The 23,869-nt window shown below is 64.5% G+C and carries 23 protein-coding genes and 1 pseudogene; 7 read left to right on the top strand and 17 right to left on the bottom strand.

Annotation, left to right across the window (positions count from 1 at the left end; all coding sequences use genetic code 11):
• The 8 genes and pseudogenes from MAXJ12_RS14055 to MAXJ12_RS14090 all read right to left on the bottom strand — a co-directional run.
• Window positions 1-647: pseudogene (locus MAXJ12_RS14055) on the bottom strand (translocation/assembly module TamB domain-containing protein); the annotation flags it as partial.
• Window positions 644-2,494, bottom strand: a complete 1,851-nt coding sequence (locus MAXJ12_RS14060) for a BamA/TamA family outer membrane protein (protein WP_341872535.1) — start codon at window positions 2,492-2,494, stop codon at window positions 644-646. The pseudogene MAXJ12_RS14055 and the gene MAXJ12_RS14060, both read right to left, overlap by 4 nt.
• Before the next feature lie 231 nt (window positions 2,495-2,725).
• A complete protein-coding gene (locus MAXJ12_RS14065; protein ID WP_008836562.1) occupies window positions 2,726-5,053 on the bottom strand; it encodes a membrane-bound PQQ-dependent dehydrogenase, glucose/quinate/shikimate family in 2,328 nt (775 codons plus the stop codon).
• A 131-nt stretch (window positions 5,054-5,184) separates the two neighbouring features.
• On the bottom strand, window positions 5,185-6,168 hold the full coding sequence (locus MAXJ12_RS14070; RefSeq protein ID WP_008836563.1) for an SDR family oxidoreductase: 984 nt from the start codon (window positions 6,166-6,168) through the stop codon (window positions 5,185-5,187).
• 127 nt (window positions 6,169-6,295) lie between these two features.
• Window positions 6,296-7,807 (bottom strand): L-piperidine-6-carboxylate dehydrogenase, encoded by a 1,512-nt coding sequence (gene amaB / locus MAXJ12_RS14075; protein WP_008836564.1) that lies wholly within the window; start codon window positions 7,805-7,807, stop codon window positions 6,296-6,298.
• A gap of 135 nt (window positions 7,808-7,942) precedes the next feature.
• Complete coding sequence (locus MAXJ12_RS14080; RefSeq protein ID WP_008836565.1) at window positions 7,943-8,995, bottom strand: aldo/keto reductase; 1,053 nt, start codon at window positions 8,993-8,995, stop codon at window positions 7,943-7,945.
• Between the two features lie 124 nt (window positions 8,996-9,119).
• Complete coding sequence (locus tag MAXJ12_RS14085; RefSeq protein WP_008836566.1) at window positions 9,120-9,638, bottom strand: hypothetical protein; 519 nt, start codon at window positions 9,636-9,638, stop codon at window positions 9,120-9,122.
• Between the two features lie 96 nt (window positions 9,639-9,734).
• Window positions 9,735-10,241, bottom strand: a complete 507-nt coding sequence (locus MAXJ12_RS14090) for a DUF1993 domain-containing protein (protein WP_040586298.1) — start codon at window positions 10,239-10,241, stop codon at window positions 9,735-9,737.
• A gap of 123 nt (window positions 10,242-10,364) precedes the next feature.
• On the opposite strand from MAXJ12_RS14090, the gene MAXJ12_RS14095 reads away from it, so the two are divergent.
• Entirely contained in the window at window positions 10,365-11,414 is a 1,050-nt protein-coding gene (locus MAXJ12_RS14095; protein ID WP_008836568.1) for a DUF1176 domain-containing protein, read from the top strand.
• A gap of 51 nt (window positions 11,415-11,465) precedes the next feature.
• Window positions 11,466-11,813, top strand: coding sequence for a GFA family protein (locus MAXJ12_RS14100; RefSeq protein WP_008836569.1), 348 nt, complete (start codon window positions 11,466-11,468; stop codon window positions 11,811-11,813).
• Between the two features lie 14 nt (window positions 11,814-11,827).
• Here MAXJ12_RS14100 and MAXJ12_RS14105 read toward each other — a convergent pair whose 3' ends face one another.
• From MAXJ12_RS14105 to MAXJ12_RS14140, 8 genes are all read right to left on the bottom strand, one after another.
• On the bottom strand, window positions 11,828-12,709 hold the full coding sequence (locus MAXJ12_RS14105; RefSeq protein ID WP_008836570.1) for an alpha/beta hydrolase: 882 nt from the start codon (window positions 12,707-12,709) through the stop codon (window positions 11,828-11,830).
• A 77-nt stretch (window positions 12,710-12,786) separates the two neighbouring features.
• A complete protein-coding gene (locus tag MAXJ12_RS14110) occupies window positions 12,787-14,397 on the bottom strand; it encodes an NTP transferase domain-containing protein (RefSeq protein WP_008836571.1) in 1,611 nt (536 codons plus the stop codon).
• Window positions 14,394-15,101 carry an XdhC family protein gene (locus MAXJ12_RS14115; RefSeq protein WP_040586311.1) on the bottom strand — a complete coding sequence of 236 codons (708 nt, stop codon included), beginning with the start codon at window positions 15,099-15,101 and terminating at the stop codon, window positions 14,394-14,396. Before MAXJ12_RS14115 ends, MAXJ12_RS14110 begins: the two co-directional genes overlap by 4 nt.
• 4 nt (window positions 15,102-15,105) lie before the next feature.
• Complete coding sequence (locus tag MAXJ12_RS14120) at window positions 15,106-15,444, bottom strand: XdhC family protein (protein WP_008836573.1); 339 nt, start codon at window positions 15,442-15,444, stop codon at window positions 15,106-15,108.
• Window positions 15,441-16,721 carry a vWA domain-containing protein gene (locus tag MAXJ12_RS14125; RefSeq protein ID WP_008836574.1) on the bottom strand — a complete coding sequence of 427 codons (1,281 nt, stop codon included), beginning with the start codon at window positions 16,719-16,721 and terminating at the stop codon, window positions 15,441-15,443. The genes MAXJ12_RS14120 and MAXJ12_RS14125 overlap by 4 nt, the downstream gene beginning before the upstream one ends.
• Complete coding sequence (locus MAXJ12_RS14130; protein WP_008836575.1) at window positions 16,722-17,651, bottom strand: AAA family ATPase; 930 nt, start codon at window positions 17,649-17,651, stop codon at window positions 16,722-16,724.
• A gap of 40 nt (window positions 17,652-17,691) precedes the next feature.
• Window positions 17,692-18,186, bottom strand: coding sequence for a flavin reductase (locus MAXJ12_RS14135; RefSeq protein WP_008836576.1), 495 nt, complete (start codon window positions 18,184-18,186; stop codon window positions 17,692-17,694).
• Between the two features lie 76 nt (window positions 18,187-18,262).
• Window positions 18,263-18,601, bottom strand: coding sequence for an antibiotic biosynthesis monooxygenase family protein (locus MAXJ12_RS14140; protein WP_008836577.1), 339 nt, complete (start codon window positions 18,599-18,601; stop codon window positions 18,263-18,265).
• Window positions 18,602-18,783: 182 nt separating this feature from the next.
• On the opposite strand from MAXJ12_RS14140, the gene MAXJ12_RS14145 reads away from it, so the two are divergent.
• Window positions 18,784-19,851 (top strand): branched-chain amino acid ABC transporter substrate-binding protein, encoded by a 1,068-nt coding sequence (locus MAXJ12_RS14145; RefSeq protein WP_008836578.1) that lies wholly within the window; start codon window positions 18,784-18,786, stop codon window positions 19,849-19,851.
• The gene (locus MAXJ12_RS14150; protein WP_008836579.1) at window positions 19,851-20,855 is read left to right on the top strand and encodes a P1 family peptidase; all 1,005 of its coding nucleotides are present in this window, start codon (window positions 19,851-19,853) and stop codon (window positions 20,853-20,855) included. Before MAXJ12_RS14145 ends, MAXJ12_RS14150 begins: the two co-directional genes overlap by 1 nt.
• 18 nt (window positions 20,856-20,873) lie before the next feature.
• Here MAXJ12_RS14150 and MAXJ12_RS14155 read toward each other — a convergent pair whose 3' ends face one another.
• Complete coding sequence (locus MAXJ12_RS14155; RefSeq protein WP_008836580.1) at window positions 20,874-21,113, bottom strand: DUF2171 domain-containing protein; 240 nt, start codon at window positions 21,111-21,113, stop codon at window positions 20,874-20,876.
• Between the two features lie 130 nt (window positions 21,114-21,243).
• Between MAXJ12_RS14155 and MAXJ12_RS14160 the strand changes: the two genes are divergently transcribed.
• From MAXJ12_RS14160 to purB, 3 genes are all read left to right on the top strand, one after another.
• Entirely contained in the window at window positions 21,244-21,960 is a 717-nt protein-coding gene (locus MAXJ12_RS14160; RefSeq protein WP_008836581.1) for a DUF2259 domain-containing protein, read from the top strand.
• Complete coding sequence (locus MAXJ12_RS14165) at window positions 21,957-22,496, top strand: hypothetical protein (protein WP_008836582.1); 540 nt, start codon at window positions 21,957-21,959, stop codon at window positions 22,494-22,496. Before MAXJ12_RS14160 ends, MAXJ12_RS14165 begins: the two co-directional genes overlap by 4 nt.
• Window positions 22,497-22,557: 61 nt before the next feature.
• On the top strand, window positions 22,558-23,865 hold the full coding sequence (gene purB / locus MAXJ12_RS14170) for an adenylosuccinate lyase (protein WP_008836583.1): 1,308 nt from the start codon (window positions 22,558-22,560) through the stop codon (window positions 23,863-23,865).
• The last annotated feature ends 4 nt before the right edge of the window (window positions 23,866-23,869 follow it).

A 23,869-nucleotide genomic window follows, 5' to 3' on the forward strand; every position in this document is an offset into this window, starting at 1 on the left:
ATGTTGAGCACATTGGCGACGATACCGTTTGCCGGTTCGGTCAGCGAAAGATCGAGGTCGAGCACCTGCGTGTCATTGCGGTAGATCGCGGTCAGCCCGAGTTGTCCGCCCGGCCCATCCAGGCGTGTCACGTCGAGCGCGGTGTCGAGAGAGCCGCCGGCAAGCTGGAGCCGGCCGGTGATGGCCAGTTGCGAGGCGAGCCCGAACACGTCCTCGCCGAATGTGACGCGCGGCACTTCAAGAGCGTCCAGCGTCACCGAAAGCGGCAGCTCCGGCACGCGGAAGGATCCCGCCTCGGGCGGCGGCAGACCTTCTTCCGGCAGCGGCTTGCGCAAAACGTCGATGCTGTCCGCCGCAAGCGTGTCGATGTCGAGGCGTCCGAGCAGCAGCGCCGAACGGGTCCAGACGATGCGGGCATTGGTGATCCGCAGCCATATGCCCTCGCGGTCGGCGATGGTGATCTCGCTGATCGTCGCATTGGACGACAGCACGCCCTGGATGCCTCTGATCCTGATCTGGCGGTTGGGTGTCGAAAGCTGGTCCTCGACGAAGCCTATGAAGTAGGATCGGTCCTCCTGCTCCGTGTCCTGCGCCAGGGCCGGAAGCGTGAAGAGGAAGAATGCGATGGCCAGGATGATGCGGGTCAAAACGCTTGTCCTATTCCAACGTAGAAGGCCACATCCGGGTCGTCCGGTCCCGGATCGAGCGGCATTGCGAGATCGAGCCTGATCGGGCCGAGCCCGGTGATGTAGCGCAGGCCGGCGCCGACGCCGATTTTCAAGTCTTCGGAAAACTCGGGAAACGAATCGGAATCGACATAGCCCGCGTCGGCGAAGGCGACGACGCCGATGGAATCGGTGACGCGGGCGCGCAGTTCGGCCGAGCCTTCGATCAGCGAGCGCCCACCGGCGACACCCCCGTCAGGAGAGGGAATGCCGATGCTGCGATAGGCATAGCCGCGCACCGAGCCACCGCCACCGGCGAAGAACAATTTGTCCGGCGCGGTTTCATCGACCGGCGACCCGACCAACGAGCCGAGCTTCAGCCGCGCGGCGGCGACGAGCAGATCGTCTTCGAGGAAGCCGTAGTAGACGCGGCCTTCCACGGTCGCGCGGAGCGCTGCATTGCCGTATTCGAACTCGTAGAACGGGTCGGCAAGAACCTCGATATAGTAGCCCTCGGTAGCGTTTGCTGCATTGTCGCGCCGGTCGAGGATGAGGCCGCCGAGGAAGCCTGCCATGTTGAAGGTGCGTTCCCCAAAATCGTCATCGAAGCGCGCGTGCTCGCCATAGGCGAAGAGGCTGGCCGAGAGGTGTTCGGAAAACATGTGGTTGAAGCCGGCCTGCGCGGTGATGGCGGTGCGCGTGTACGGGTCGAGCACCTCGCGGACGCCGATCAGCGAAGCGATGAAATCCGTGTCCGGCGTATAGACGCCCGGCTTGGTGAAGGTTGCGGCAAGGCGATAGGTGAAGTCGCCTGGATCGAAGCCGCCGCCCTCGCCGGCGTCGTTGCCGATCCCGGCCACCCTGGCGTCGAAGCGCAGCCTTTCGGCGCGGCCGAACAGATTGCGGTGCATCCAGTAGGCCTCGAAGCCTGCCCCGTCGAGCGTCGAATAGCTGGCGCCGACGCCGAAGCGGCGGGGGAGCCTCTCCTGCACGATGACGCTGATTGGCAGCAGGCCATCCTCGCCGATCGCCTCCGCCTCCTCGATGCGCTGGGCGCGAAACACGTCGAGCTTGGCGAGCCGCGTATTGGCCCGCTTGATGTCGTCGGGGTCGTATTCCTGGCCGAGCGGAAGGTCGGTCATGTAGGCGACGAAATCCGGCTCCATGCGCTGCGTGCCCTGGACAGTCACGGGCCCGTAAGCCGCCCTGCGCCCCGGATCGAGTTCGAGCGTCGCGTCGATCAGATTGGTGTCGTGCGCTGCTTCCACCCGGCGTTCGATGGCTTTGGCCTTGGCGTGGCCCTGCTGCCGCCAAGCCTCCACTGACAGGTTTTCGGCCTGCAGGATGACGCCCGACCGCGCGACCTGGCCCGGCGAGAAGCCCTCGTGCTCAGGCGCTTCGACCTCGTCGTCAGGATCGATGGGCGGCGGCGCGCGATTGACGATGCTGGTCCGGCCGAAATGGAAAAGTGGTCCCGGATCGATTGCGACCCGCACCGCGGCGGGATCGGGCAATTCGGTGTCGGGCGGCAGGTCGGCGGCTTCGCGCCCATCGACCAGAATGCTGATCGAGCCGCCATAGCGGCCCTGCGCATAGAGTGCAGCGAGGATGCGGCGATAGTCGCCGCGCGCCTTGGCCAGAAGCCCGGCCGCCCCGGAGGCGGCCTTTTCGCGATCCTGCCAGAGAGTGGAAGCGCCCTTAAGCGTGTCTTCGATGTCGTCGGCTTCGGCTACCGGCGAAACCACGAAATCAACCGAATAGCGTTGCGGCTCGCCGATGACGTCCTCGGTCTCGTCGGCCTTCGGCTCGAAAATCTTGATTCCGAACAACTCGAACGCCGAAGCGGGTCCGGCGATCGCCAGGGCGAAAACGCAAACAGCCGTCATTGCCCACAGGCGACTAGAACACGAACCCAGCACAGGCGTCCTCAATGCAGTCCCCACCGCCTCGCGCGCACCATAACGGCATCGGCGCGGCTGCGCACCCCAAAACGTCCGGATAAAAGATGCGTTTTATCTGGGAGCGTGACCGATCTGCATCGCACTTTTGGATAAGAAAGCTCAGTTCGAGGGCAGAGCGTAGGCAATTATGGCGTCGCCGGCCGCGGTGCCGGTGGAGCCGTGGCCGCCGGCGACAACCACCACATATTGCCGTCCGTCCGAACCCTGGAAGGTCATCGGCGTCGCCTGGCCGCCGGCGGGCAGCCGATCGCGCCAGAGTTCCCGGCCGTTGCTCACGTCGAAGGCGCGAACAAAATAGTCGAGCGTGCCGCTGTGAAAGGCGACGCCGCCTGCCGTCACGATCGGGCCGCCGATAGCGGGAACGCCCATCTCGAAGGGCAGCGGCAACGGCGACAAATCGCGCACCGTGCCGTTGCGGCGTTTCCAGATCACCTCACCGGTATTGAGGTCGGCAGCGGCGACAAAGCCCCATGGCGGCGCCTGGCATGGCAGGCCGATTGGCGACCAGAACGGCCTCATCATGGCGGCGAAAGGCGCGCCGAAATTCTCGTTGAAACCCGGCTCACCCTCCGAAACGTAGCTGGTCGTGTCGTCCTCGCGCGGTATCAGCTTGACGATGAAGGCGAGATAAACGGGATTGGCGAAGACGATCTGCCGAACCGGATCGACAGCCACGCCGCCCCAGTTGAAAGTGCCGAAATTGCCGGGATAGACGATCGAACCCTTGGTCGAGGGCGGAGTGTAGCGGCCTTCATAGTTGAGGCTGCGGAAGCGGATGCGGCAATAGAGCTGATCGACCGGCGTTGCGCCCCACATGTCCTTCTCGCGCAGGGGCTCGGGCTTGAAACTGAGCGCCGATGTCGGCTGCGTCGGCGCGGTGAAGTCGCCCTCCACCGCACCCTGCGGCGCCGGTTCCTCGGTCACCGGCAGCAGCGGCTCGCCGGTGCGGCGGTCGAGCACATAGATGTCGCCCTGCTTCGTGGCCTGGACCAGCGCCGGAACCGTCTCGCCGTCTCTGACGAGGTCGACGAGTTGAGGCTGCGACGGCGTGTCCATGTCCCAAAGGTCGTGGTGCACGGCCTGGAATACCCAGCGAACCTGTCCGGTCCGCAGATCGAGCGCCGTGACAGACGAGGAGAAGCGCTCGGTCTCGGGAGTCCGGTCGCCGCCATACTGATCCGGCGGGGCATTGCCCATCGGCGCATAAACCATCCCAAGCTGCTCGTCGACGCTGAGCAGCGACCAGGCATTGGGCGAGTTGCCGACATACGGCTGGACGGCCGAGATCGGCGCTGTCTCGTCGGGATTGCCGCTGTCGAAATTCCAGACGAGTTCGCCGGTGTCGGCGCGGTATGCTCGGATGACGCCAGAAGGCTCGGTGGTCGAGACATTGTCGTTGACGGCTCCTCCGACGATCACGAGACCACCGGCAACGACCGGCGGCGACGTCGAATAGTAGGAGCCGGGATAGAAGTTCGGCATATTCAGGGCCAGGTTGACGACGCCATTGTCGCCGAAACCGGTGCAGACCGTGCCGGTCTTGGCATCCAGCGCGATCAGCCTTGCATCGGCCGTCGGCAGCAGGACGCGGCTGGCGCAGTTGGAATCGGCGGCTGCGCCTTCGACCACGACGTACGACAGGCCGCGGCAGGTCTGGTGCTGGCGCTGCTTGTTGACGCCGACCTGCGGGTCGTAGCGCCACACCTCCCTGCCGGTCAGCGGATCGAGCGCGATCGCGATCTGGTGCGCCGTGCACAAGTAGAGCAGGCCGTCGACCAATGTCGGGGTCACCTCGTAGGTCGTCTCCTCGGGATCGCCTTCGACGCGCACATCGCCCGTGTGATATTCCCACACCTTCTGCAATCCCCCCACGTTGGCGGGCGTGATCGCGGTCAGCGGCGAATAATGGCTGCCGCCCGGCGTGCGGCCATAGGCATGCCACTCGGCCGGCGGCACAGTCGCCTCGCTCGGCGGCAGCGTCGACGCCTCCGCTTCCGGAACGGTACCGGTGATCTCGTGCACGTCGATGGTCATGGAATAGACGGCTACCGCGGCCGACGCGATAATTGCGGCCGCAAGCGTCAAGGCAGAACCGATCCACAGCCTGCCGCCCTTCCGGGCCAGCGGGCGCAGGACCCAGGGCATCAACAACAACAACCCCAGGACGATGAGCAGCCCGCCGCGCGGCGCAAGCTGCCACCAGTCGAACCCGACCTCGTATATCGCCCAGGCGAGCGATCCGGCAATGACAAGGGCATAGACGAGGAGGCTGACCGGCCGATTTGCAAACAGCAGCAGCCCGGTCGCAAGCAGGCCGACGCCGGCCACGATGTAGTAGAGCGAGCCGCCAAGGTTCGCGAGCCAGATGCCGCCGCCGGCCACGACAAGCCCCAGCAGCACAAATATGACCGCCATGGTGGTTTTCATGCGCGGACCCTTTTGCGGCCAAACTTCCACAACGAGGGATTGTTCCGGCCAGGCTTGGCGGCCCGCGTTCTCCTTTCCCGGCAGCCCGCCCTTGTCAGCAGCCCGCGGCCAACTATCAGCAGGCAGGCACGTCAGTAGCCGCCGATGATCGGCAAAATCTCCCCTGTGATGTAGCTGGAACAATGCGACGAGGCGAGGAACACATAGGCCGGCGCGATCTCCTCGGGCTGGGCCGGGCGCTTCATCGGCGTGTCTGCGCCGAATTTCGACACGTCCTCGGCTTCCTTTTCGGAAGGATTGAGCGGCGTCCAGACCGGGCCGGGCGCGATCGCGTTGACGCGGATGCCCCGCGGCACCAACTGGGCCGCCAGCGCTCGCGTGAAGGCGTGGATGCCGCCCTTGGTCATCGAGTAGTCGATCAGTTGCTTGCTGCCCGTTATGCCGACGACCGAACCCGTGTTGATAATGGCGGAGCCCGGCTTCAGATGCTCCACCGCCGCCTGGGCCATGTGGAAATAGCCGTAGAGGTTGGTCTTCAGCGTCCTGTCGAAATGTTCCGGCGTCAAATCCTCGAATTTCGCTGCATGTATCTGGAAGGCGGCGTTGTTGACCAGAATGTCGAGGCCGCCCAGTTCATTGACGGTCTGCCTGACCGCCGCACGGCAAGCTTCGCGCGTCGAGATGTCGCCGGGGATCAGGATGCAGCGTTTGCCCTCGGCTTCTACCGCCTTTTTCGTGGCCTTGGCGTCCTCGTGCTCGTCGAGATAGCTGATGGCGACTTCAGCGCCTTCACGGGCGAACAGAACCGCCACCGCCCGGCCGATGCCGCTGTCGCCGCCGGTGATCAGGGCGATCTTGCCCTCGAGCTTGTGGGAGCCGATGTAGAACGGCGCGTCGTACATCGGCGCGGGATCGAGCCGCGCTTCGGAGCCCGGCTTGGGCTGATGCTGCTTCGGAAAGGGCGGCTCCGGATAGCGCCGAGCGCCGGCCTGCATGGCTCCTTCCGACTTCTTGCCGGTATCCGCCTTGTCGGCGGCGTCGATGCCGCCTTGGATTTCGCGCTGTTTTTCAGAAGCTTCCGCCGCCTTTGGCGGCGTCTTGGGGTTCTTGTCCATGGTTCCGCTCGCTGTATCGGTCAGTGTGCGTGTCTAACGCCCGAGCGACGAAACTGTTCTCCGGAAAGACAATGCAAAAAAGCCCGGCGCGTGGAAGCGCGCCGGGCTTGGAAGGTTTGAAGCCGGCCTAATCGATGTCGAAGGACACGCCCTGCGCCAGCGGCAGCGCCTTGGAATAGTTCACCGTGTTGGTGGCGCGGCGCATATAGGCCTTCCAGGCGTCGGAGCCGGATTCGCGGCCGCCGCCGGTTTCCTTCTCGCCGCCGAAAGCGCCGCCGATCTCGGCGCCCGAGGTGCCGATATTGACGTTGGCGATGCCGCAATCCGAGCCGTCGGCGGAAAGGAAGCGCTCGGCCTCGCGCATGTCCAGCGTGAAGATCGACGAGGAAAGCCCTGCGCCGACTGCATTATGCTTGGCCAGCACCTCGTCGAAATCGGAATATTTCATCACGTAGAGGATCGGCGCGAAGGTCTCTTCCGTGACGGGGCCGGTCTGGTCCGGCATTTCGACCAACGCCGGCCTGACATAGAAGGCCGCGGCGTCGCCGGTGTCGATCCGGCTTCCGCCGGTGACCTTGCCGCCCTCGGCCCGGGCACGTTCGATCGCCTTTTCCATGCCGCGGAACGCCGCCTCGTCGATCAGCGGGCCTACAAGGGCGTTGGTGGTCAGCGGATTGCCCACCGACACGCTCTCATATGCCTTCCTCAAGCGCTGGACGAGCGCGTCGTAGATGCTCTCATGCACGAAGAGCCGGCGCAGCGTCGTGCAGCGCTGGCCGGCCGTGCCCATGGCGCCGAATGCGATGGCGCGCAGCGCCATGTCGAGATCGGCCGACGGGCAGACGATGCCGGCATTATTGCCGCCGAGTTCGAGAATGGCGCGGGCAAAACGCTTGGCCAGGCGCGGTCCGACATCGCGGCCCATGCGGGTCGAACCGGTAGCGGAGACGAGCGCCACCTTCGGATGATCGACCAATGCCTCGCCGACCGCCCGGTCGCCGATCAGCAGCTGCGCCAACCCCTCGGGCGCATCGCCGAACCGCGCCATTGCGCGCTTCAGGATTGCATTGCAGGCGAGCGCCGTCAGCGGTGTCTTTTCCGATGGCTTCCAGACGATGGCATTGCCGCAGACCAGCGCAAGCGCTGCATTCCACGACCAGACCGCGACGGGGAAGTTGAACGCGGAAATCACGCCGACCACGCCGAGCGGGTGCCAGGTCTCCATCATGCGGTGGCCCGGACGCTCGGTGGCGATGGTGAGGCCGTAGAGCTGGCGCGAAAGGCCGACCGCGAAATCGCAGATGTCGATCATCTCCTGGACTTCGCCCAGTCCTTCGGAGGGGATCTTGCCGGCCTCGATCGAAACCAGCCGGCCGAGTTCGGCCTTGTGCGCGCGCAGTTCCTCGCCGAGCAGCCGCACCAGTTCGCCGCGGCGCGGCGCCGGCACGAGCCGCCAGGCGCGGAAAGCCGCGTCGGCCTGTTCGATGATGCGGCCGGCTTCGGCAGGCGAAACCGAGCGGACGTCGGCGATCTTCTCGCCGGTGATCGGGCTTTTGGCGGGCAGGTCGCCGCCAGTGAAGCTCTCCTTCGAAACGCCGAGGCTGGTCAGCAGTTCGGCGGTCTCTTGTGCGATTGTCATAGTGAAATCTCTTCTTGCTGTTCGCGATTTGGCTCGCGCGGGCTGGAATTTGCCCGCCGCGAACGTCAGATGGCGCTTGTTAGTTCATTTGCGTGCCGCCGTGAACTCACCAGCGCGCGCAATCCGTCGCGCCAATCAGGGGCATGGATTGCCGGTGCGCTGGTGGATCCCGTCGACCGCCTGCTGCATCTCGTCGGTCCAGCGCACCTCCGCCGAATCGAGCGCCATGTTGAGCTGCGGGATGCTGGTCGCGCCGATGATGTTGGATGTCACGAAAGGCCGGCTGGTAACGAAAGCGTTGGCGAACAGCGCCGGCTCCAGGCCGAAGCTGCGGGCGAGTTCATTGTATTCGAGCTGCACTTCAGCCGCGTTCGGCGTCTCGTAGCGTTGGCCGCGATTGAAAAGCTGCGAACGCGATCCCTCAGGCCGCGCGCCATGATCGTACTTGCCGGTGAGATAGCCTTGGGCCAACGGCGAATAGGGAAGCAGCGACACCTCCTCGCGGTCGCAAACCTCGGCCAGATTGACCTCGAAGGTGCGGTTGACGAGGTTGTAGGCGTTCTGCAGGCTGGCGACGCGTGGCCCTACGCCCTTGTCACTCTCCGCGACGAACCGCATGACGCCCCACGAGCTTTCGTTGGACAGGCCGAAATGGCGGATCTTTCCGGCCTTCGCCAGTTCGTCGAAAACGGCCAGCGTTTCGGCAATCGGCGTCTCGTCCTCGTCGCGCGGCGCCGGCCAATTGCCGACCCGCATCGGGTTCGATCCCCACGGGATCTGCCGTTCCGGAAAATGTATCTGGTAGAGGTCGATATAGTCGGTCTGGAGCCTGGCGAGCGATTTGTCGATCGCGTCGAATATATCGGCCCGCACCAGCTTCGAAGGGCGGCCGCCGCGGAACCAGTCATTGGCTGTGCGCCCGACCACTTTGGAGGCGACGATAACATCCGCCCGGTTCCGGCGCGCCTTCATCCAGTTGCCGATATAGGTTTCGGTTCGCCCCTGCGTCTCGGGCTTGGGCGGGATCGGGTAAAGCTCGGCGGTATCGAGGAAATTGACGCCCCGCTCGAAGGCGAGGTCCATCTGGGCGTGGCCTTCGGCCTCGGTGTTCTGCTGGCCCCAGGTCATTGTTCCGAGGCAGATTTTGGAAACATGAAGATCGGTGCGGCCAATACGGCGCTGTTGCATGGTTTGAAATCTCCGGCGGGAAAATGGTTTGGGCGGCAAAAGCGCGGGTGAGGTGCGCATCATAGCCAGCGCCGGACGGCGCGCCAAGAGGCAGGCAATGCAACAAAGTTCTCCGACTGCGGGATCAGCGCTTGGCGGCGGCTCGCCTTTTGGCGTCGTCGATCAGCATATTGGCGACCTGCATGCGCACCATGGCCCGCTGGCGCAGATGCGGCGCGACGCGGTCGGGATGGTTCTTGAACGCGAAACTGCGCCGCAAGCGGCCGAAATCGGCGGCTGCCTTGGCCTGGTCGAGGCCGAGTTCGACGGCGATGGCAGCCGGCTCTATCGATGACAGGCCTTCGACGGGTACGGCGTCGCCCGCCAGCAGCGGTTCGGCCTGGCCGAGCAGCGCCGCCAGTTCGGCCTCGAACTCCTCATTGGTCCGGCGGTATTCGGCCGCGGCTTCGTCGCTCGAAACCTTGATCCGGCCGGAATGCAGTTCGTCGGCGACCGACAGATAGTCGAACGGAATCGACGGCGGCCGTGCCGTATCGTCGGCGGGCGTCTTGGCGACGAAGAGATCGTCGAGCAACGAAGCGAAATCGCGGTTTGCGCCCGTTCCGATAACAGCCTCCCTCGCCTTCCGATTGATCCCGGTCACAAGTACGAGAATCCGGTTAAAAATCCCTCCGAAACATGTGGACGAATTTACCGGCTAAGCGGCAGGCCGGCGCAATCGCCGGCCGCCCTGCCCGGATCAGATCGAGCCGATGAAATCGGCCTTGCCCAGCGGCACGCCATTGTGGCGCAGGATGGCGTAGGCAGCGACGACATGAAAATAGAAGTTCGCCAACCCGAAATTGAGAAGATATTGCTGGCCGGCGAACTTCACCAGGCCACCGCGCAGCCGCATCTCGACGGGTCTTTCCTCGGAGCCGTCTATGTCGGCGGGAGCGAAGCTTTCGAGATACCGCACCGTTTTCGCGATCCGCTCCTGAAGCTCGGCGAAGGACGCCTCATTGTCCTCGTAGCTCGGGATCTCGCGCCCGGCGAGACGAGAAGCGATGCCCTTGGCGTTGTCGCTGGCGATCTGGACCTGTTGCGTCAGCGTGAGCATGTCGGGGGCAAGCCGCGCGGAAAGGAAGACGTTAGGGTCGATCTTGCGCGCGGCCGCGTTTTCTTCCGCCTTGGCAAGCACTTGCGACAGCGCGTTCAGCCGGTTGATCAAAACCGGAATCGACGCCTGATACATTGAAATCGTCATGTGGAAATCCCTCGAACGGGCCGGAATGGCCGGAGCGGAGATAGGAACTCCACAGGCGATCTTTCAAGCGCCATCACGACGCCGCAATCCATGCTAGCCTGCTTTCGCTGACGGAGATTCCCGATGAGACAAGCGATTCTCGCAACCGCCATGTCGATATCGATCGCCGGCATCGCCGCTCCCTGGGACGCAAGGGCCGCCGAGCCGGACTATCTCGACGACCGCTCCGACGCGGAAGCTGTCGTGAAGTCGTTCTACAATGCCATCAACCGCCGAGAATTTTCCCGCGCCTGGTCCTATTTCGGCGAAACGAAGCCGTCGGCGAATTTCGAAAGCTTTGTCGCAGGCTATGAAGGCACGAAGTCCGTACGCGTCGTGACCGGCGAGCCAGGCGTCGAAGGTGCGGCCGGCAGCACATTCTTCAACGTCCCCGTCGCGATCGCTGCGACTGGCATGGACGATACCGAACGGGTTTTCGCCGGCTGCTACACAGCGCGCCTTGTAAATCCGCAAATTCAGGAGCCGCCGTTTACGGCGCTGCATCTGGAGCGCGGCGCGCTGAAACCCTCCGACCTATCGGCCGAGGGAGCGCTCCCGGCGAAATGCGGCGACGGGCCGCCGCCGCCGGCGCGCGACGTCGAACTCGATCAGGCGAAGAAGATTTTTGCGGCAAGTCATGGCGAGGAATGCGCTCCACGGGGCCAAGATACGCAACCCACCGAACCCGAGCGCTACATCATCAAATTCCACAACACCGTCAGCGCTGACGGCGGCGAACAGGAAGCGCAACTCTTCCGCTTCTTCTGCACCATGGGTGCCTACAATGAAGCGCATTACTACTATCAGGCCGATGAAGTCCGCGGTGTCAGGGAAATCCATTTCGCTACGCCCGAACTTCAGATTCAGTATCAAAACGGCGACAGCGAAGGAAAAGTCGAAGCCATAAACATCATCGGCTATCGAAGCGATGGCGAGCTCATCAATTCGTTTTACGATGAAGCGACCAAGACCATCACATCGCACGCCAAGTGGCGCGGCGTGGGCGATGTCTCCTCGACCGGAATCTGGCTGTTCCGCGACGGCGAGTTCAGCCTCGTACAGTACGACGTCGATGCGACCTATGACGGCGAGATCAACCCGGAAACCGTGCTCGACTACAACACCGCGCCTTAGGGCCGTCTACGCGCCCACTTGCCGATCCTCCATCAATCCAGGGAGAAACGCATGCTCTACAAAGGCAATTGCCACTGCGGCAAAGTCGCTTTCGAGGTCGAGGGGGAACTCACCGCGGCCGTGGCGTGCAACTGCTCGATCTGTTCCCGCAAGGGCGCATTGCTGTGGGCCGTGCCGCGCGACAAGCTGCGCCTGACCGGTTCCGGAAACGGCATGGGGACCTACGTGTTCAACAAGCATGCCATCGAGCACCGCTTTTGCCGGACATGCGGCATGCATCCATTCGCCGAGGACGCGGCCTTGGAGGCCGAGCCTTCCGCCTACATCAACATACGCTGCCTTGAAGGCGTCGATCTTGCTTCCGTGCCGGTCATCGATTTCGACGGCCGCTCGATGTGAGCGCCACAAGCAGCTCACCGGGCGGAAAGCATCCAGTTCAGCGTTTCGCGCCAATCGATCATGCGGATCGGAGTACCGTGGGTTCCGGTCTCGAAGCGCACGAAGCGAACCGGATAGCCGGGCGATTTCGCTTTGATCGAGCGGAAGAATGCTTCCTGCTTCGCTACCGGGAAGACTGTGTCGCGACTGCCATGGCCGAAGAATACCGGCACTTTCGCGCGAAAGGCGGGGCTGGTCAGAAAGCCGTCATACCAATGCGAGCCGAGCAACAGCAGACCGGATAGGCGCGGACCGATCGCCTTGTCGCTCGCGAGGCTCCAGCACAGCGCGCCGCCCATCGAGCCGCAGGCAACGAATATTTTCGCGCCGGGGGACCGTTCCGCATAATGCGCGATCAGCGCTTCGATTTCCGCCACGCCTTTCCCGCCGAAATCGGAAAAGTCAGGAGACAGATAGAGCCCGCCATTACGAGCCATCAGGTTCTTGATGCGGTTGAAATTGCCGCCGAAGCTGAAGTCGTCGACACCCTGTTTTCGGTTGCCGCCCTGCCCGTGCAGGTAGATGGCAATGAATTTCGCGCCCGCGCGCCTACCGACAGCAACATGGCGGATCTTGCCCGCGTCGGTCCTCAGCACCAGATCCTGCTGCGCCTTGCGCACACTGGTCGAGACATATTTCCCGCGGGCCCGCCGCTCGGGGATTTCGTCGCGGCCATTGATGTCGCGCATCTCGTCATAGCCGACGACCATATGGCCGCCGTTCCGCGAGAGGATCGCCGGGTAGGCGAACAGCTCGTCCTTATAGGGTTTCAGGGTCTCGGCCGACGCGATGGACGGGAAGGCACACAGTATGAAAATCAAGGCAAGGCGGCAAAACCGGATGTGGGATCTTTGCACGCCTGCTCCTCGATGCGTCCGATCGCATTCTTGTCATCAAACAATTTGTCAACAGCAAGATGGTTTTGACGGACAGTTCAATCCTGCAGCACGCCGCCGGCGCTTTCAAGCGCGTCCCTCGTGTCGACGTCGATCCCCGCGCCCTCGCCGATCTCGACATCGATCACGTTCAGGCCCTCCGCCTCGACCAGATGGCGCGCGCCGGTATCGCCCTCCAGAAGCGAAACGGCATGAAACAGCGAGCGCGGCAGGATTACCGGATTGCCGCGCTTGCCGTTGTGTACGGCTCTCACGACCGCCGCGCCGCCCGCTTTTTCGAACGCGCCGATCAGATGATCAAGGTCGCCGGCCGAGACGCCGGGCATGTCGGCCAGCACGATCATGGCGCCGGCTGCGTCCGTCGACAGGCTTGCCACGCCTCGCTTCAGCGAGCCGGAGAGGCCTGACGCAAAATCCGGATTGTGAACGATCTTCACGTCGAGGCCGGACAATGCGGAGCGGATCCGATCGGCCTGGTGGCCGGTGACGACGGACACGCACGCAGTCCGCGCAGCCAGCGCCCGCTCCGCCGAGCGGCGGACCAGCGGCTTGCCCTCGAACAGAGCCATAAGCTTGTTCGGCCCGCCCATGCGGCTCGAGCGGCCCGCGGCGAGCAGTACGATCTCGACCTTCGGCTCCACCGGCGCGGCCGGCGCTTCGCGCGGCTGCGGCCGGGTCGGGATTTCCATCAGAAGCCCGCCGACGCCCAGCCCGGCAATATCCGCCGCCGTCACGTCGAGGCCCGTGACCAGCCGGTCCAGCACCCAGTCGAACCCGTTCTCCTTGGGACTGCGGGCGCAGCCAGGCGCGCCGAGCACCGGTTTGCTGCCGAGCCTGCCCAGAACCAGCAGATTGCCCGGATCGACCGGCATGCCGGTGCGGATAACCGCGCCGCCGGCAGCGCGGATAGCAGCCGGGATGACATCGTCAAAATCGCTGACCGCCGATGCGCCGAAGACGACGACAAGATCGCAATTCGCCGCCAGCTTGGCGATGGCAGCCGCCACCGCATCCGTCTCATGCGGCGTCCGCAATTCATCCACGACGCGGCTCTGCGAACGCGCCAGCCGGGCTTCGGTGATGCGCGTGGTCTTGGCGAGCACGCTGTCCTTGATGCCGGGCAGCACGGTCTGGACAATCCCGACGCGCTTTGGACTGAAGGGATGCACGGCGAAAATCTCGCCGCGCCCGCAAAGCCCGGTCACGGCCTCGACCGTGTCGCGCGGCGCCGCGAACGGGATGATCTTCACCGTCGCCACCATCTGGCCCTGCTCGACCGCCGCGAAATTCGCCAGCGTTGCGATCGTGACGGCGGGATCGACGGCGTTGATCGCATCGATCATCGCCGCATCGACCGTGAATACGCCGGCCTCCCGCGCATGGAGGTTGACGCGGCCGGTGGATGGCGGCCTGGCCTCGATGCCGCGAAACAACATACCGCCGGCGATCCTCGCCGCCGCCTCGTCCTCGCCGAGATCGTCAGGCGCTAGCACCGCCGCGACAACTTCGGCAACGCCCGCCGACTTCAACGCTGCAATATCCTCCACCGTCAACACATGCGCCTTGCGCAATCGCCGGCCGGCGATCTGGATGGAATGCGCAAGCACCGCGCCTTCGGCTTGCCCGACCGGAACAGGACCGAACTTCACGCCGCCTCACCCCTGCCGGCGGCCGCTCCGCGCGAGCGGAATGCCTGAATCACTTGCGCTAGCACCGCCACCGCGATTTCCGACGGGCTTGCCGCGCCGATATCGATGCCGATCGGCGCGTGGATGCGCGCGATCTCGTCGGCCGTCGCACCCATCGCCAGCAGGCGCTCGACGCGTTTCGCATGCGTCTTGCGGCTGCCGAGCGCGCCGACATAGAAGCAGCCGGCATCGAATGCCGCCTTCAGTGCGAAATCATCTATCTTGGGATCATGGGTGAGCGCGGCAAGCGCGGTGTAGCCGTCGAGCGGCCGGCCGGCGAGCACATTCTCAGGCCATTCAGCATGAAGCGTCACATCCGGGAACCTGTCCTCGGTGGCGAAGGCGGTGCGGGGGTCGATGATCTCCAGCGGATAACCGGCCACGCGCGCCATCGGCGCAAGCGCCTGGCTGATATGCACCGCGCCGATCACCACCAGGCGCGGCTGCGGCAGATGCACGTTGAGGAAGAACGCCCGTCCGTCGACCTCGACCGAGCCGGAGCTTCCCGACCTGAATGCCTTGGCGATCGCATCGCCGAGCCCGCCTTGAACTGCCTCGCCCTCGCGTACAAGGCGGTCGCTGCCATCGCCGAGGTCGGTGACCAGAATGGCTGCGCGCCGCGCCCGGCGCTCCTCGTTCAGTTTTTTCAGCGAAACAGGATTCATGCGCTCACCCCAGCCGCTCGACATAGACCTTGATGCGCCCGCCGCAGGACAGCCCGACCTGCCAGGCGGTTTCGTCGGCGACGCCGAATTCCAGCATCCTCGGCTTGCCCGTTTCGATCACGTCGGCGGCTTCCGCGACAACCGCGCCTTCGACGCAGCCACCCGACACCGAGCCGTGGAAATTTCCGTCGGCGTCGATGACGAGGTGACTGCCCGCCGGACGCGGGGCGGAACCCCAGGTCTCGACGACGGTAGCGATCGCCACCTCCTTGCCGTCCTGCAGCCAGCCCTCGGCGATCGTCAGCGGATCGCGGCTTTCGTCGAGATGAGCGAGATCGTTCATGGTCGATCCTCCGTGAGAAGAATATGTTGCGCCGCGCGCGGCCTGCCAATAGCCAGCCAGCGGCGCGGGTCGACATCGCGGCTCGATGCCTTGTCGAGCGAGGCACAAAGATCGGCCAGCGCATTCAGATTGTGCACCGCGCGAAACTCGTCGACATGCGGCAGCATCGCCCTGACGCCGCGGGCGCGTGGCTCGAAGCCCTCGAAGCGCAACAGCGGGTTCAGCCAGATCAGCCGGCGGCAGGATTTTTTCAGCCGCTCCATCTCCTCGCTCAGGCCGGCGACATCGTCGCGCTCGAGCCCGTCGGTGATGATGAGCACGACCGCCCCCTGCCCGAGCACGCGCCGCGACCATAGCCGGTTGAATTCGTGCAGCGTGTCGCCGATCCGGGTGCCGCCCGACCAGTCCTTCACGGCTGCCGAAGCCTCGGCGAGCGCCTCGTCGGGATCGCGATGGCGCATCTGACGCGTCAGGTTGGTGAGCCGCGTTCCGAAGACGAAGGTGTGCACGCGCCGCCGCTTCTCGGTCAGCGCATGCAGGAAATGCAGAAAAATCCGCGTGTACTGGCTCATCGACCCGGAAATGTCGGCAAGCACCACCAGCGGCGGGTGGATTTCTCGACGGGTGCGGAATTTGGGCAGGATCAGAGCGCCGCCGGTGCGCGCTGCCGAGCGCATCATGGCGCGCGGATCGATGGTGCGGCCGCGCTGGTCGATCTTGAACCGCCGCGTCGCGACCATGTCGAAAGGCAGCGTGAGCGCCGCGATTGCGCGCTTGGCGTCGCCGATCTCGGCCGCGCTCATCTGCGCAAAATCCTTGCCACGCAAAACCTCGTTGCCGGAGAAGGTGAAGCGAGCATCGACCTCGATCTCAGGAATTTCGCGCGGCGGCTGGTTTTTCCGATGGCCTTCGAACATCGCCTCGCTGACACGGCTTTCGGCGGGGCGCGGCTTTTCCGGCTCGCGGTGATCGGGCGCGACCGGCGAAAACATAGCCAGCATCTTCTCGATCAGCTCGCGCGATTTCCAGAACAGCCGGAACGCTTCATCGAAGGTAGCGTGGTCCTCGTGGCGGGTGACCAGCACGGCATGCAGCGTCCAGTAGAAATCTTCGCGGGTTCCGATGCCTGCCGCCAGCACCGCCTCGATCGCATCCTTCACCGAAGCCGGACCGACCCGCATGCCAGCCTTGCGCAGCGCCCGGGCGAAATAGACGATGTTGTCGGCGATGCGCCCTTCCGGCTTGGCGACTTTGGGAGCGGAAGAGAATTTTTCCATCTACTCGGCCGCTGAAAGCTCCGCCTTCACCTCGTGGAGCAGGCGGCGGCCTTCGCCCTGTTCGATCCGCGCGATGTCGTCCTGGTATTTGAGCAGCACGCCGATCGTGTCGGATATGGTTTCGGGGTCGAGCGCGATCGTGTCGAGTTCGGTGAGCGCGCCGGCCCAGTCGATGGTCTCGGCGACGCCGGGCACCTTGAACAGATCGATCTCGCGCAGCTTTTGGATGAATCGTACGACCTCCGCCGAGAGGCGCTGGTTCGCCTGCGGCACCTTGCGTCGCACGATCTCCAGTTCGCGTCTCGCGTCGGGGTAGTCGACCCAATGATAGAGGCAGCGCCGCTTCAGCGCGTCATGGATCTCGCGCGTTCGGTTGGTGGTGATGATGACGATCGGCGGCTCCTCGGCCTTGATCGTGCCGAGTTCGGGCACCGTCACCTGGAAATCCGAAAGAATCTCGAGCAGGAACGCCTCGAAGGCCTCATCGGTGCGGTCGAGTTCGTCGATGAGGAATACGGGGGCGGCGCCCGCCTCGCCGGTCAGCGCTTCCAGCACCGGCCTGCGGATCAGGTATTTTTCCGAGAAGACATTGCGTTCCATGTCGCGGCGGTCGACCGACCCCGCCGCCTCTTCCATGCGGATCTCGATCATCTGGGCGGCGTAGTTCCACTCATAGACCGCCGAAGAGACGTCGAGCCCCTCATAGCACTGCAGGCGGATGAGCTTGCGGCCGAGCGCCTGGGCGAGAACCTTGGCGATCTCGGTCTTGCCGACGCCGGCTTCGCCTTCGAGGAAGAGCGGCCGCTTCATGCGCAGCGACAGGAACAGGACGGTCGCCAGCGACCGGTCGGCGACATAGTCTGCGCCGGCCAGCATGTCGAGCGTCTCGTCGATCGTCTGCGGCGCGGGACGCGGTTGCAACTCGCTCATTCGACCTCCGGAATGCAGGGCCGCAACTCGGGCCAAGACCCTAGAGCGCGCGGTATCCCCTGTTGAAATAGATCAGCGGTTCGAGCGTATCGCCGATGCGCAGGCCTGTCACCTTGCCGAAAAGCACTCGGTGGGTGGCGTGGTCCTTGGTGTCGACCAGTTCGCAGTCGAAGACGGCGAGCGCGTCCATCAGCGCCGGCGCACCCGACGCGATCGTGTCCCACTGCGCCAGGGCGAAGCGCTCCTGCGGCGGCAGTCCGCTGAGGCCCGAAAACGCGACCGCCAGCGGCTGCTGGTCGGCGCGGAGGGTGTTCAGCGCGAAGTTGCCGTTTTTCAGGAATGCATCGTTCTTGGGATTTTCACGGTTGACGCACACCAGCACGGTCGGAGGCATGTCGGAAACCGAGCAGGTGGCGATCACCGTGGCGCCGCGCTTTCCGGCCGGGCCATCGGTCGTTACCACATGCACTGCGCCGGCGAAGTTCGCCATCGCGTCGCGATAGGCCTGCGGCTCGATGTCGGTTTTCTTCAGCACCCGCGATTTCCCGTGATTTGCATTGCCCGCTATATATGGCCATGAAGCCCGCGCCACAAGCGAAGCCGGCAAGCCGCTAAATGTCCAGCCGCGTGTAGTTGGCGATGTCGGTCTTGACGCCTAGCCGCGAGAACATTTCCTGGCGATCGAAGCCGATATCCGCGTGCAGCTTCGCCACCGCTGCTGACACGGGGCCAATTGCATCCTGGCTGGACCACTCGACGAAGGTTACGATGTTGAACTCGCCTGGGCCGGATTGCTGCTCGAGGATGAAATCGCGCACGAAGCCGTCCTGGCTGCGCAGCAAGGCATGGGTCGTCGCTACCCGGCCCAGGAATTCGTCTCGGCCGTGCTCCGGAACGACGAAGTTGTCGACGCGATAGAGCGGCTCGCGATTCGGCTTTTCTTCTACCATCTCATTTTCCTTTCCAATTCCGCTTTGCGCGGCATGAGAAAACGAGTCTGCAACCTCAACTATGGTTTAGGTCAATAGCCGTTTCGTCTTTGATCTCGCGAGTTGCGCGGGAAGCGGCCACCCTTTACCAGTGGCGGCAATGCAGGCGGCCTGGAGCCGCCGGACGGAGGACGTCGAACGACATGCGACTTGGCACAAGCTGCCTGGCGGGGATAGCCGGCCTGTTGCTGGCCGCACAGGCGCAAGCCCAGGAATCTCGACTCGGCATCTCCGCGCCGCTCAGCGGCCCGTCAGCCATTCTCGGCGCCCAAGTCCTGGAAGGCGCATCCACGGCGGCCAATGCAGCAGAGCTGGAAGTCGCCGACGACGCCTGCACGGCCGAAGGCGGCGCAGGCGCCGCCCGCCAGTTCGTCGAGGCGAAGGTGCGGGTTGTCCTCGGATTCCTGTGCACGGAAGCGATCGAGGCGGCGCTGCCCATCCTGAAGCTGGCCGGCATTCCCGTCATAACTGTCGGCGTCAGGACCGACAGCCTGACGGATAGCCGTGAAAAGACCGGTTGGCCGGTTTTCCGGCTCGGGCCGCGTGCCGGCGACGAGAACGCAGCCGCCGCCGCAATCATACCGAAACTCTGGCGCGACGAGCTTTTCGCCATCACCGACGACGGCACGATCTATGGCCGCGAGCTTGCGGAAAGTGTCCGCGCCGCCGCCGAACAGGCCGCGCTCAAGCCGGTTTTCACCGACAATTTCCGGCCGCAAATGGACAACCAGGTCGGCCTGATCGGGCGTCTTCGCAGGGCCGGCGCGACGCACGTCTTCGTCGGCGGCGATCGTGACGACATAGCGATCATGACCCGCGACGCGGCGGTCACGGGCGGCGGCATGATCTTCGCCGGCGGCGAAGCGTTGCGAGCAGCGCCCGGCGAAGTGCCGCTTGCCGAAGGCACGCTGATGATAGGCCTGCCGGAATGGTCCGAAATCGCCGGCAAGGACGCGCTAGCAGCCCTCAGGGAGCGCCAGACCGCCCCCGACGGTTATGTCCTTCCTGCATTCGCGGCGGTCGAAATCGCTCGCGCCGCGCTTGAAGATGCGGATGCTGCCGGCAAGCCTTTGCTGGACATCCTGGCGGAGCAGGAATTCAAGACGGCGATCGGGCCCATTCGCTTCGACGCCAAGGGCGACCTCGCCGACAATCCCTATCGCGCCTTCCGCTATGACGGCGAGCGCTTCGTTCCGATGGAGAGCTACTGATGTTCCGCCATGGGCCGCGCAACCTGATCACCGATGTCGACGGCCTGCTGGTTGGCAATGCCGACGATCAGCGCCTGAAATCGGGCGTCACGGTCGTAGTCTGCGAGGAGCCGGCGATTGCCAGCTACCAGATACTTGGCGGCGCACCGGGCACGCGAGAGACCGATCTGCTTGAGCCGCACAATTCCGTTCAGGCAATCAACGCGGTGGTTCTCTCCGGTGGCTCCGCCTTCGGGCTCGACGCCGCGTCGGGCGTGCAGGCGGCGTTGCGCGAGCAGGGAATCGGCTTCAAGGTGGGCGGGTATCGCGTTCCGATCGTGCCCAGCGCTATCCTGTTCGACCTTCGCAACGGCGGCGGCAAGGACTGGGGCCGCTATCCGCCCTATCGCGAACTCGGCCACGATGCCGTGCAGGCGGTAGGCCGCGATTTTTCGATCGGCACCGCCGGCGCCGGAACCGGAGCGCTGTCGGCCGGCCTGAAGGGCGGCCTCGGCTCGGCTTCGGTCGTGCTCGACAACGGCATCACCATCGGGGCGCTCGCGGCGGTCAATCCGATTGGCTCGGTGACGGTGGGGCGCAGCCGCCATTTCTGGGCCGCCCCTTTCGAGATCGGCAACGAGTTCGGCGGCCTCGGCTATCCCTCGCCAATGCCCGACAACGCCAGGAAAGTCCTGCTGAAAATTCGCGACAGGAACGCGACCGGAAACACCACCATCGCTGTCATCGCAACGGACGCGGTACTGACCAAGGCCGACGCCAAGCGTCTTGCCATCGCCGCGCATGACGGCTTCGTGCGTGCGATCTGGCCGACGCACACGCCGGCGGACGGCGATCTCGTCTTCGCGCTGGCGACCGGGCGCAGCGGCAAGACGGTCGAACTGGACGACGCGATCGACCTTTATGCCGCCGCCGGCGCGACAATGGCGCGCGCCATAGCACGCGGCGTCCATGCTGCAACGGCCGCCGACGGCGATCTGTTTCCGGTATGGTCCTCTCGCCCCTGAGCCGGGGCTACTGGGCTGTTATTCCTCTTCGAAGGTGACGGCGACGTTGGAATTGGCCGACAGCCGCACCTTGTCGCCTTCCACCTCGGCGATGAGGCTGGCCGGTATGAAGTGGTGATGCCCCTTGTGGGAGCCCTCGCCGCTGTCCTTGCGGGTCAGCTTGATGCGCTGGCCTTCGACCTTGTCCACCGTGCCGATATGCACGCCGTCGGCGCCGATCACTTCCATATGCTCGCGAATGCCGCTCATGTCGGCCATTGTCTGCCTCCTTGCTTCTGACCTGACGCCCTAACGGTCGGCGGCAGAATTGGATGCATCGCGTTCGTGAACGCGAAATTAGGGTTCGCGCGCGATATTCAGGCGAGCTCGATGGCTCCACGGAGAAACCATGCGAACCGCCCTTGCCCTGCTTATCCTTCTGGCGGTCGCGCCGGCTTCGCTCGCGGGCGACGTCGCCGAACTCGAAATACTGGGCTTCAGCGATGACGGCTCGGTTTTCGCCTTCGAGGAATACGGCGCGTTTGACGGCTCCGGCTTCCCCTATTCCAACCGCTACTACATCGATGTCGACAGCGATAAGTTCCTGCCGGCAACGCCGATCCGGGTGCGTCTCGAAGACGAGAACGCCATGATCGAGGAAGCGCGGCGGCAATCGGGCGAGCGCGGCGAAAAGATCGTCGGCCAGTCGGTGCTGGCCGCCAACCGGGGCTTCACCGCCGGGTCTAATGCCGTGACCGAACTGTCCGCCGATCCCCACCGGATGCTGGTCAATCCGCGGCCGATCTTCTATCCGGTCGACAAGCCTCTCGAGTTCCGGCTGGAGGAAATCCCGCTCAACAACACCGAGCGGTGCGAGAACCACGGCGAGGTCAATGGCTTCCGCCTCCTGCGCATAGACGCGTCGAAAGGCGGCCAGACGCAGGTTCTGCACGAGGACAAGTCGATCCCGCAGAGCCGCGGCTGCCCCTACGGCTACGGCATAGGCGCAGTGCAGACTTTCTACCACGACGGCGGCCAGTCCGCCTATGCGGTGCTCATTTCGGTACGCACATACGGCTTTGAGGGCCCGGATTTCCGCTGGATCGCGGTCCCGGGGCGGTGGTGATCTTGCCGGTCGACAGCGCCGCTCACGGTCGCCCCGGTAGCGGCGCGTTTCCGGCGCGGCTGCGCCGCGCCGCGCCTTCTGTCGGCACAGCTCTCGCCGGGGCGGTGCTGTGGGGGTCTGCGATGGGCGCTAGCGCCTACGCCAACCTTTTCCTGGACGCTTGGGAGACCCCGGCCAAGCTGCAATTCGTGGCGGTACTGTTTGTAGCCGGTGGCGCGCTTGCCTTCCCTTTGGGGCTGTTTCTCGCCCGGCTCCTGTCCGAACGGCGGCGCGCCGAAGCGTCTTTTGCCGCTGGGTTCATTTCCTTCGCCGCCGCCACCGTGGCGGTGACGGCCCTCCTCTACGCTATCCAGTACCGTTCCTACTATTCGGCGTGGCACGCGGAGGCTTTCTCCATCACGTGGGCGTTCCAGTTGGTTTTCACGACGCTGGCCGCGCTCTATCAGTTTTTGGTGCTCGGCGTCCGGCTGTTCTTCCCGTTCGGCTTTTTGGCGCTGTTTGCCGCCGCATTATGGTTTGCGCGCAGTCCACGTTGAGCATTTCCGCCGCCTCTGTTAGGACGCGGCAGGATTTGCCTCCAACAGAACTGGACCCGGGATGATCCCTCGTTATTCGCGGCCGGAAATGGTCGCCATCTGGTCGCCGGAAACCCGCTTCCGCATCTGGTTCGAGATCGAGGCGCATGCCTGCGACGCGCTGGCCGAACTCGGCGTGATCCCGAAAGAGGCCGCCAGGACGATATGGGAAAAGGGCGGCGGCGCCAAATTCGACGTCGAGCGGATCGACGAGATCGAGCGCGTCACCAAGCACGACGTGATCGCATTCCTCACCCACCTCGCCGAATTCGTCGGCCCCGACTCGCGCTTCATCCATCAGGGCATGACCTCGTCGGACGTGCTCGACACCTGCTTCAGCGTGCAACTCGCCCGGGCGAGCGACATACTGCTAGCCGATATCGACCAGCTTCTCGCCGCGCTGAAGCGCCGCGCCTTCGAACACAAGGACACCGTCACGATCGGCCGCAGCCACGGCATCCATGCCGAGCCTACGACGTTCGGCGTCAAGCTTGCCCTCGCCTACGCCGAGTTCTCGCGCTGCCGCGAGCGCCTTGTACATGCACGCGAGGAAATCGCCACCTGCGCGATCTCGGGCGCGGTCGGCACCTTCGCCAATATCGATCCGCGCGTTGAAGAGCATGTCGCGGCCAAGCTCGGCCTGAAGCCGGAACCCGTTTCGACGCAGGTCATACCGCGCGACCGGCACGCGATGTTCTTTGCCACGCTTGGCGTGGTCGCCTCCTCGATCGAGCGGCTGGCGACCGAAATCCGACATCTGCAGCGAACCGAGGTGCTGGAGGCGGAGGAGTATTTTTCGCCGGGCCAGAAGGGCTCGTCGGCAATGCCGCACAAGCGCAATCCGGTGCTGACCGAAAATCTGACCGGCCTCGCGCGCATGGTCCGCTCCTTCGCCATGCCGGCCATGGAGAACGTGGCGCTGTGGCATGAGCGCGACATTTCACATTCCTCCGTCGAGCGCATGATCGGCCCCGACGCGACGATCACACTCGATTTCGCTTTGGCGCGGCTCACGGGCGTTATCGACAAGCTGGTCGTCTATCCCGAAAACATGCTGAAGAACCTGAACCGGTTCCGCGGCCTCGTCCACTCGCAGCGTGTGCTTCTGGCTCTGACCCAGGCCGGTGTCTCACGCGAGGACGCCTATCGCCTTGTGCAGCGAAACGCCATGAAGGTCTGGGAACAGGGCGCTGATTTTCTTGATGAACTCCTGGCCGACAGCGAAGTGACGGCCGCCCTCCCGGAAAACGAGATTCGCGAAAAATTCGATCTCGGCTACCACACCAGGCACGTCGACACGATCTTCCGGCGGGTGTTCGGCGAAGCCTGATTAA

Source organism: Mesorhizobium alhagi CCNWXJ12-2, assembly GCF_000236565.1.
In the GTDB taxonomy this organism is placed as follows: Bacteria; Pseudomonadota; Alphaproteobacteria; order Rhizobiales; family Rhizobiaceae; genus Allomesorhizobium; species Allomesorhizobium alhagi.

What these genes read in the sequence shown, in the direction of transcription:
- MAXJ12_RS14065 (WP_008836562.1), bottom strand. Translation starts at nt 5,053, where the DNA reads ATGAAAACCACCATGGCGGTCATATTTGTGCTGCTGGGGCTTGTCGTG.
- MAXJ12_RS14070 (WP_008836563.1), bottom strand. Translation starts at nt 6,168, where the DNA reads ATGGACAAGAACCCCAAGACGCCGCCAAAGGCGGCGGAAGCTTCTGAA.
- amaB (WP_008836564.1), bottom strand. Translation starts at nt 7,807, where the DNA reads ATGACAATCGCACAAGAGACCGCCGAACTGCTGACCAGCCTCGGCGTT.
- MAXJ12_RS14080 (WP_008836565.1), bottom strand. Translation starts at nt 8,995, where the DNA reads ATGCAACAGCGCCGTATTGGCCGCACCGATCTTCATGTTTCCAAAATC.
- MAXJ12_RS14090 (WP_040586298.1), bottom strand. Translation starts at nt 10,241, where the DNA reads ATGACGATTTCAATGTATCAGGCGTCGATTCCGGTTTTGATCAACCGG.
- MAXJ12_RS14095 (WP_008836568.1), top strand. Translation starts at nt 10,365, where the DNA reads ATGAGACAAGCGATTCTCGCAACCGCCATGTCGATATCGATCGCCGGC.
- MAXJ12_RS14100 (WP_008836569.1), top strand. Translation starts at nt 11,466, where the DNA reads ATGCTCTACAAAGGCAATTGCCACTGCGGCAAAGTCGCTTTCGAGGTC.
- MAXJ12_RS14115 (WP_040586311.1), bottom strand. Translation starts at nt 15,101, where the DNA reads ATGAATCCTGTTTCGCTGAAAAAACTGAACGAGGAGCGCCGGGCGCGG.
- MAXJ12_RS14120 (WP_008836573.1), bottom strand. Translation starts at nt 15,444, where the DNA reads ATGAACGATCTCGCTCATCTCGACGAAAGCCGCGATCCGCTGACGATC.
- MAXJ12_RS14125 (WP_008836574.1), bottom strand. Translation starts at nt 16,721, where the DNA reads ATGGAAAAATTCTCTTCCGCTCCCAAAGTCGCCAAGCCGGAAGGGCGC.
- MAXJ12_RS14130 (WP_008836575.1), bottom strand. Translation starts at nt 17,651, where the DNA reads ATGAGCGAGTTGCAACCGCGTCCCGCGCCGCAGACGATCGACGAGACG.
- MAXJ12_RS14140 (WP_008836577.1), bottom strand. Translation starts at nt 18,601, where the DNA reads ATGGTAGAAGAAAAGCCGAATCGCGAGCCGCTCTATCGCGTCGACAAC.
- MAXJ12_RS14145 (WP_008836578.1), top strand. Translation starts at nt 18,784, where the DNA reads ATGCGACTTGGCACAAGCTGCCTGGCGGGGATAGCCGGCCTGTTGCTG.
- MAXJ12_RS14150 (WP_008836579.1), top strand. Translation starts at nt 19,851, where the DNA reads ATGTTCCGCCATGGGCCGCGCAACCTGATCACCGATGTCGACGGCCTG.
- MAXJ12_RS14155 (WP_008836580.1), bottom strand. Translation starts at nt 21,113, where the DNA reads ATGGCCGACATGAGCGGCATTCGCGAGCATATGGAAGTGATCGGCGCC.
- MAXJ12_RS14160 (WP_008836581.1), top strand. Translation starts at nt 21,244, where the DNA reads ATGCGAACCGCCCTTGCCCTGCTTATCCTTCTGGCGGTCGCGCCGGCT.
- purB (WP_008836583.1), top strand. Translation starts at nt 22,558, where the DNA reads ATGATCCCTCGTTATTCGCGGCCGGAAATGGTCGCCATCTGGTCGCCG.